This is a genomic window from Streptomyces sp. GC420 (assembly GCF_009916105.1).
Classification (GTDB): domain Bacteria; phylum Actinomycetota; class Actinomycetes; order Streptomycetales; family Streptomycetaceae; genus Streptomyces.
In genome coordinates this window covers 1-7,865 of the sequence record NZ_JAAAXQ010000362.1, presented here as the reverse complement: position 1 = coordinate 7,865, position 7,865 = coordinate 1, and the positions used below count along the sequence as shown (strand labels likewise).

The 7,865-nt window shown below is 70.4% G+C and carries 7 protein-coding genes; 4 read left to right on the top strand and 3 right to left on the bottom strand.

Features of this window, described 5'->3' with window-relative positions; translation table 11 throughout:
- Positions 1–55: 55 nt before the first annotated feature.
- Positions 56–970 (bottom strand): NADP-dependent oxidoreductase, encoded by a 915-nt coding sequence (locus GUY61_RS31035; protein ID WP_313896954.1) that lies wholly within the window; start codon positions 968–970, stop codon positions 56–58.
- Between the two features lie 8 nt (positions 971–978).
- Complete coding sequence (locus GUY61_RS31030) at positions 979–1,458, bottom strand: nuclear transport factor 2 family protein (protein ID WP_166633578.1); 480 nt, start codon at positions 1,456–1,458, stop codon at positions 979–981.
- A gap of 94 nt (positions 1,459–1,552) precedes the next feature.
- On the opposite strand from GUY61_RS31030, the gene GUY61_RS31025 reads away from it, so the two are divergent.
- Positions 1,553–2,383 (top strand): LysR family transcriptional regulator, encoded by an 831-nt coding sequence (locus GUY61_RS31025; protein WP_166633577.1) that lies wholly within the window; start codon positions 1,553–1,555, stop codon positions 2,381–2,383.
- 787 nt (positions 2,384–3,170) lie between these two features.
- On the opposite strand, the gene GUY61_RS31020 is transcribed toward GUY61_RS31025, so the two are convergent.
- Positions 3,171–4,187 (bottom strand): LacI family DNA-binding transcriptional regulator, encoded by a 1,017-nt coding sequence (locus GUY61_RS31020; RefSeq protein ID WP_166633576.1) that lies wholly within the window; start codon positions 4,185–4,187, stop codon positions 3,171–3,173.
- Between the two features lie 278 nt (positions 4,188–4,465).
- Here GUY61_RS31020 and GUY61_RS31015 point away from each other — a divergent pair, with 278 nt between their 5' ends.
- The 3 genes from GUY61_RS31015 (at position 4,466) to GUY61_RS31005 (ending at position 7,848) form a co-directional block, all read left to right on the top strand.
- A complete protein-coding gene (locus GUY61_RS31015; RefSeq protein WP_166633575.1) occupies positions 4,466–5,782 on the top strand; it encodes an ABC transporter substrate-binding protein in 1,317 nt (438 codons plus the stop codon).
- A 103-nt stretch (positions 5,783–5,885) separates the two neighbouring features.
- The gene (locus GUY61_RS31010) at positions 5,886–6,902 is read left to right on the top strand and encodes a carbohydrate ABC transporter permease (RefSeq protein WP_166633574.1); all 1,017 of its coding nucleotides are present in this window, start codon (positions 5,886–5,888) and stop codon (positions 6,900–6,902) included.
- 16 nt (positions 6,903–6,918) lie between these two features.
- Positions 6,919–7,848, top strand: coding sequence for a carbohydrate ABC transporter permease (locus GUY61_RS31005; protein WP_166633573.1), 930 nt, complete (start codon positions 6,919–6,921; stop codon positions 7,846–7,848).
- Positions 7,849–7,865 lie beyond the last annotated feature (17 nt).

Genomic DNA, 7,865 nt, shown 5'->3' with positions numbered 1-7,865 from the left:
GCCCCGGGACCGTCCCCGGTACGCCGTCCCCGCGGTGCCGAGCGGCACGCGGAGGTCAGGCCACCTCGACGACCACCCGACCCCGCACGCTCCCGGCCGCATGCGCGCGCTGCGCGTCGGCCGCCCGCTCCAGCGGGAAGACGCCCCCCACCCGCGCCCGCAGCCGGCCGGACTCCGCGAGCGCGGCCATCGCTGTGAAGTCCTCTTGGGCCAGGCGGCAGAAGACATCGGTGACGCCCGGCAGACCGGGCTCCGCGACCGAGGCCACCCGGGTGCCGGGACGGACCATCTCCGCCGTCGCGGCAAGCGTTCCCCGGCCGGCGGCGTCGAGCACGGCGTCGACACCGCCGGGTGCCAGTGCCCGTACGCGCCCGGCCACCCCCTCCCCGTACCCGACGGGTTCCACGCCCAGCGAGCGCAGGTACGCATGGTCGCGGGGCGCGGCCGTGCCGATGACGCGGGCTTCCCGCGCCCGCCCGATCTGCGCGGCGAGTGAGCCGACGCCCCCCGCGGCCCCGTGCACGAGCAGTGTCTCGGCCGGCCGTACCGCCAGGGCGTGCACCACCGCCTGGTAGGCGGTGAGTCCGGCCAGTGGCAGTGCGGACGCCTCGGCGAAACTCTGCCCCGCGGGCTTGGGGACGAGCGTGCGGACGTCGGCGGCGACCAGTTCGGCGAATCCGCCGTGGGCGCGCTGGACTTCGCCCCGGACATAGCCGATCACCTCGTCCCCGGGGGCGAACTCCGGCGCGCCGGGCCCGGCCCGCTCCACCACCCCGGCGATGTCCCAGCCGGGGACGACGGGGAAGAAGGTCTCCACCGCGTCGTCGAGCGCCCCCGCCTGCAGACAGGCGTCGGCCGGGTTGACGGCGGCCGCCCTGACCCGCACCAGCACGGCGTCGACGGACACCTTGGGTACGGGCGGTTCGGCGGGTTCCAGTATCTCGGGGCCGCCGAAGCGGCGGTAGACCATGGCCTTCATCACGACGCCGGGAGAGCGATCGGCGTGTCCAACAGGACACGGTGGTGCACGATTCTCCACTCGCCGTCGATCCGGCGCAGATCGGTGTCGTAGTACCCGGACTCGACGGGCCGGACGGTGCCCCGGGCACCGGGCGTGCCGTGCGCCGTGCCGTCGGCCCGTGTCTCGAAGACCACGAACTGGGCGTTCACGTGGGCGCTGTCGCCGACGACCTCGATGAGGTGGTCCGAGGTGGTGTGGTGGCCGGTTCCGCCCTCGGGGTGCTGCGGCATGAAGAGCGTGACCGCGTACTCCACTCCCGCGCCGCCGATCAGCGGCTCGCCCGCCCGCTCGTATGTGTCCGGACCGGTCCTGACGAATATCTCCACCAGCGCGTCATCGGTGAAGAGTGCTCCCTGCGCCTTTCCGTCCCGCCGGTCGGTGGCCCGTACGTAGTTGGCCAGGACTTCCTGCACTTTTCGCTCGTCGCTCTTGGGCACGAGGGGTTTCCCTTCTCTCTTCCTTCCTGCGATTTCAGCAGGTCACAGCGGTGAGAGCGATGACTGATCCGGCAACGACTGATACTTTGGAAGTATGGATGTGCCGGAAACCCGGGAACTCGAATACTTCGTTGCCGTCGCCGAGGAACTGCATTTCGGCCGTGCGGCCGAGCGTCTCGGCATGTCGCAGCCACCTTTGTCCCGGGCCGTCGCCCGGCTGGAGCGGCGAATGAATGTGCGGCTCTTCGAGCGCACGAGCCGCCGTGTCTCGCTCACTCCGTCCGGGCGGGTCTTCCTGACCGAGGCCAGGCGGGCGCTCGACGCCGTCACCGCGGCGGTGCGGCACGCCCAGCGTGCGGCCCGGCCGCCGGGGATCGTCCTGGCGGTGCGTTCCGGCGCGGGCTCGGGTCTGCTCGCGGATCTCGTCCGCGCCGAACGGCACACCGGGCTCGACGTGGTCTTCACCCGTGACCAGAAGGCTGCCCTGAGTGACGGAACCGCGGACGTCGCGCTGCTGTGCGCCGACTCGGAGGCCGGGGGAGTGGATGCGGCCGGGCTGCGGACCGTGGAGGTGGCGCGGGAGGCGCCCGTGGTGCTGCTGCCGTGGGACCACCCGCTGGCCCGCCGCCGCGCGGTGACCACGAAGGAGCTGCGCCGCGAGCCCTCCTTCACCGAGGTGTGCCCGCCGGTGAGCCTCGACGAGATCGTGGACCGGGTCGCCTTCGGCGAGCTGATCGTCGTCGTGGGGGCGGGCGCCGGTTACCGGGCGGGGCCGCACGTAGGTGTGTTGCCAGTGGCGGATCTGCCGGAGACCCGGCTCGTGCTGGCCTGGCCGGACCGTGTCGCGCGGCCGGCGCTCGAGGCGTTCGCGACGCGGGCCCGTACCCTCGCGGCCGGGCGCGCGGCCGCCGTCGACGTCTCCTGAACCACTGCCGCACCGCCTTCAACTCCTGTACGTGCGACGTTCCTTGGCGCCGGGCGCCCGCCGTCCGGCGAGGCCACGGCCCGCCGTGCGGGTCGACCGGCGGGGCGCGGGACCCGCGGCAGACGCGGCGTGACGGTCACCGTCCCGGCTCCGTCCCTCAGGCCCACGGCCACCGAATGGGGCGGGCTCGTCGAGGGACGGGGGCGACAGTCAGTACTCGCCGGGGACACGCAGGGACACCTGCCATCCACGATGGCCGCCACCATTCCGCCTCCCCCGGTCCCCGGGTGCCAGGCATGTGCCCCGGTCCGTCCGGGAGAATCGGCGGAGCCCGGCACCGACGCCGTCACCCGTCGGGACGCCCTCGGCCACCCGGGTGGCTCACGCGGAGGCCGTCCGCATCGAGGCGGGTCCGCCCGAGGCGGACGTGGAGTCCCTCCGCGCCGGGGCTCGCAGACGCCACCGCCGGTACCGCCTCGCCGGCACGGCCGTGTTCTCGTATGGCTGCCGCGACCCGACAAGTAGCTCTGCGCAGCGGATCAGGGGTGCGCTTGTCCGGGATGTCGATCTTCTCGTCTCCTTCCGCGCGCCTGCTCGGTCACGGTGTCGGATCACGAGGACCGGGGGAGGCCGAGGTGCACGGACCGGACCCGGACCAGTACCCGGAGCAGGGCATGGCGCGGTGGCCGCGGGGCCCGGAGGGTCCGGCGGCGCGGCGGTGGCCGCCGCGGCCGGTTCCGGTGGCCGGTGAGGTCACCGCGACCGGAACCGGAACCGGCCGGCGGGATCAGGAGGAGTCGCGGACGATCAGCTCGGTCGGCAGGACGACATGCTGGTGCGGTGCCTCCGGGTCGGCGATCTCGTCCAGCAGGAGCCGGGCGATGGTGCTGCCGATGTCCTCCGTCGGCTGCCGCACGCTCGTGAGGGACGGATTCGTGTGCCGGGCGATGATCGAGTCGTCGAAGCCGACCACGGCCACGTCGTCGGGCACCCTCCGGTGCCGCGCGCGCAGTTCGACGAGCGCGCCCGCCGCCATCACGTCGGACGCGACGAACACGGCGTCCAAGTCCGGTACGCGGTCGAGGAGTTCACCCATCGCCCGCTGGCCGCCGTCCTCGGTGAAGTCCCCGTGCGCCACCAGTTCCTCGTCGTCCGGGCGGCCCGCCTCGCGCAGCGCGTCGCGCCAGCCCTGGAGACGGCTGCGGCCCACCTCCATGTCCAGCGGGCCGGTGATCGTCGTGATCCTCCGGCGGCCGCGCGCCACCAGATGACGCACTGCCTCGGTGGCTCCCCCGAGATTGTCGGAGTGGGCGTGGCTCAGGGGTTCGTCCGCGGAACGGCGGCCGGCCAGCACGGTGGGCAGGCCCAGCTCCTCCAGGATGCCGGGGATCGGGTCGTTCTCGTGCACCGAGACCAGGAGCACGCCGTCGACCTGCCGGGCGGCGACCGACTCGGTGAGCTGGTCGAGCTCTCCCTGGTCGCGCACCAGTACCAGCTGGAGCTGTGTCTTGGTGTCGGCGAGGCCGGTGCTGACACCGCGGATCACCGCGAAGAAGTACGGCTCGGAGCCGAGGCGGCTCTCCGACTCCGGGATGACCAGCGCGATGGAGTTGGTACGGCTCGTGACGAGCCCGCGCGCCACGGAGTTCGGCACGTAGTTGAGCTCAGCGATCGCGCTCTCGACCGCGGCCCTCACCTTGTCGCTGACGAGCGGCGAACCGTTGATCACCCGGGACACGGTGGTGCGTCCCACCCCGGCCCGCGCGGCGACGGTCTTGATGGTCGGCCGCTGACTGGCGCCCATGGCTCCTCCCTCTTCGCACGGCCCCCCGCGGCGCCCCACCAGCGCATTGTGCCAGATGGTTCACCCGCCTCCAGCGCTCGGTTCCTGAAGTCATGACATCTGTTCGCAACGAACTGGATTCAAGTTCTTGACACGGCGGTCTTCTGCCCGACAGTCTTCCGGCAACCCGGTGGGATCGTTCCCACCAAGTTTGGGAACGATCCCACCGCGCAAATCGAGCCACCGACCGTCCGTGCGGCTCGGACTCCGGTGCGTCAGCGCCGTCGCTAGGAGGACACATGGGCAGGGCCCAGAAGCAGTTGCGTACAAGAATTACCGCCGCGATAGCGGCCACGGTCGCCCTCGGGCTGGTCACGGGCTGTAGCGGCAGCGACGACTCCGGAACCGGAGGCGGACGCTCGAAGGACGGCAAGGTCACCATCACGATGGGGCTCTTCGGCGTCATGGGCTTCAAGGAGACCGATCTTCTCGACCGGTACATGAAGGAGAACCCGAACGTCACGATCAAGGCCGAGGTGGCCGGCGACGAGCAGACGTACTACACCGCGCTGCAGACGCACCTCGCCGCGGGCAGCGGCCTGAAGGACATCCAGGGCATCGAGATCGGCCGGGCCAAGGAACTCGTCGACACCCAGGCGGCCAAGTTCGCCGACCTGTCCGACGCCAAGGGCACCGACCACTTCCTGCCCTGGAAGCTCAGCCAGGTCACCACCGCGGACAAGAAGGTCATCGGCCTCGGCACCGACATCGGCCCGATGGCGGTCTGCTACCGCAAGGACCTCTTCGAGAAGGCGGGCCTGCCCACCGACCGCGACGGGGTCGCGAAGCTGTGGGAGGGCGACTGGAAGAAGTTCGTCGAGGTGGGCAAGGACTTCAAGTCCGGCAACAAGAACGACAAGGTCGCCTACATGGACAGCGCCAGCGGCCTGTTCAACGCGATGATCTACGGCAACTCCGAGCAGTTCTACGACGCCGAGGGCGAGCTGATCTACAAGGAGAGCCCCGTCATCGAGGAGGCCTGGGACACCGCCGCCGAGGCCGCCACCTCCGGTCTCACCGCCAAGCTCCGCCAGTTCCAGCCCGGCTGGGACCCGGGACTGGCCAACTCCACCTTCGCCACCACCGTCTGCCCCGCCTGGATGCTCGCCCACATCAGCGAGAAGGCCGGCCCCGACAACAAGGGCAAGTGGGACGTGGCCAAGGCCCCCAAGGGCGCCAACTGGGGCGGTTCCTTCCTCGGCGTGATGGAGCAGAGCCCGGTGAAGGAGGAGGCCAAGAAGCTGGTCGCCTGGCTCACGGCACCGGAGCAGCAGGAGTACCTGTTCGGCAAGCTCGGAAACTTCCCGTCCTCCGAGACCGCGCTGAAGTCCGCGTCGGTGACCGAGGCCAAGTCCGAGTACTTCAGTGACGCACCGATCGGCCAGATCTTCGGAGCCGCCGCCCAGGAGATCCCCGACGAGCAGGTCCTCGGCCGCAAGGACGGCACGATCAAGGACATCTTCTCCCAGGGCCTGACCCTGATCGAGGCACAGAACCAGAGCCCCGACAAGGCGTGGGACACCACGGTCGAGCGGATCGAGAAGGCCACCGGCTGACCGCACGCCCGCACCAGGACCCCCGGCGGCCGCGCCCACCGCACCGGCGCGCGGCCGCCGGGCCCCTGAACTTCCACCACGTCTTCGGAAAGGAGGCCTGAAGGTGGCCACCTCCACCTCGGTCCCTGCTGCCGACAGCCCCCGGGGCGCTCCCGCCGGCGCAGGCAAGGCGTCAGGCGACAGCGGTCCCGGAGGCCGCCCCCGGCAGAAGCGGCGCAACCTGCTGCACCGCCTCGATCTCAAGGGCGCGCCCTACGCGTTCATCACCCCCTTCTTCGCGGTCTTCGCCGCCTTCAGCTTCTACCCGCTGATCTACACCTCCTGGATCTCCCTGCACCGCGTCGAGCTCGCCACCATGAACGTCATGGAGTGGCGGGGCTTCGACAACTACACGGAACTCTGGGCGGACGAGCGGTTCTGGAACGCGCTCGCCAACACCTTCACCATCGGTGTGATGTCCACCGTGCCGCAGCTGCTGATGGCACTGGGCCTGGCCCACCTGCTCAACTACCACCTGCGCGGCTCGACCTTCTTCCGGGTCGCCGCCCTCACGCCGTACGCCACCTCGGTGGGCGCCGCGGCCCTCGTCTTCACCATGCTGTTCGAGCGCGACTTCGGCATGATCAACTGGATGCTGAGCCTGGTCGGCGTGGACAACATCGACTGGGAGAACAACAAGTGGGCCGCCCAGATCGCCATATCGACCATCGTGATCTGGCGCTGGACCGGCTACAACGCGCTGCTCTACCTCGCGGCGATGCAGGCGATCCCGCGCGACCGCTACGAGGCGGCCTCCATCGACGGGGCCTCGCGCTGGAAGCAGTTCACCCACGTGACCGTGCCCGGGATCCGTTCCACGATCATCTTCACCATCGTACTGTCCACCATCGGTGCCACCCAGCTCTTCGGTGAGCCGCTGATCTTCGGCCAGGGCCCGAACGGCATCACCGGCGGCGCGGACAACCAGTACCAGACGCTCGGCCTCCTGCTGTACGAAGAGGGCTGGAAGAACTACCAGATGGGGCGGGCGGCGACCGTCGCCTGGGCCATGTTCCTCCTGCTGATCCTGATCTTCGTCGCGCAGCGGCTCGTCAAGCGCCTCACCCACCGCACGTCCTGACCAGGAGCAGCCAGCCATGACCACCGACAGCCTCCAGGCCCGGGCGGACGTGCGCTCCGGGTCCCCGAGCGGTCCGACGCCCCCTCCCGGGCGCCGACTCCGCCTCACCCTGCGTCCCAGGGCCGGCCGCCAGCACCACGCGGGCCCGGTCGCCTACATCCTGCTCGTCCTGGCCGCGGTGCTGTCCCTCTTCCCGCTGTACTTCACGATGGTGGCGGCGTCGAGCGACAACACGCGCGTGACCCAGACACCCCCACCGTTCCTGCCGGGGCCCAACCTCCTCGAGAACCTCGGCAAGGCCTGGCAGGACGCGGCCCTCGGCAAGGCGATGATCAACAGCCTGATCGTGGCGGGTGTCATCGCCCTGTCCACGGTCCTGTTCGCCACACTGGCCGGCTTCGCCTTCGCCAAACTCCGCTTCAAGGGCCGCAACATCCTGCTGATGCTGGTCATCGGCACGATGATGGTGCCGCCGCAACTCGGCGTCGTACCACTGTTCATGATGATGACGGAGCTCGGCTGGGGCCAGAAGCTCCCCGCCGTCATCTTCCCGACCCTGGTCAGCGCGGTCGGCGTGTTCTTCATGCGCCAGTACCTGACCGAGTCGCTGCCCGACGAGCTCATCGAGGCGGGCCGCGTCGACGGCGCCCACTCGCTGCGCATCTTCTGGAGCATCGTGCTGCCCGTCGCACGGCCGGCGATGGCCGTCCTCTTCATGATCACGTTCGTGCACGCGTGGAACGACTTCTTCTGGCCGTTCATCGTGCTCGACATGAGCAACCCGACGGTCCCCGTCGCGCTCACCCAGCTCAGCGCGGGCTACGTGCGCGACCAGTCCCTCATCATGGCCGGCGCGCTGCTCGGCACCCTGCCCCTGCTGGCGATGTTCGTCGTCTTCGGCCGCCAGATCGTCGGCGGCATCATGCAAGGAGCGGTCAAGGGCTGAGCCCCGCTCTTCCAGCG

Coding starts and splice junctions, on each gene's coding strand:
- GUY61_RS31035 (WP_313896954.1), bottom strand. CDS start 970: ATGGTCTACCGCCGCTTCGGCGGCCCCGAGATACTGGAACCCGCCGAA.
- GUY61_RS31025 (WP_166633577.1), top strand. CDS start 1,553: ATGGATGTGCCGGAAACCCGGGAACTCGAATACTTCGTTGCCGTCGCC.
- GUY61_RS31020 (WP_166633576.1), bottom strand. CDS start 4,187: ATGGGCGCCAGTCAGCGGCCGACCATCAAGACCGTCGCCGCGCGGGCC.
- GUY61_RS31015 (WP_166633575.1), top strand. CDS start 4,466: ATGGGCAGGGCCCAGAAGCAGTTGCGTACAAGAATTACCGCCGCGATA.
- GUY61_RS31005 (WP_166633573.1), top strand. CDS start 6,919: ATGACCACCGACAGCCTCCAGGCCCGGGCGGACGTGCGCTCCGGGTCC.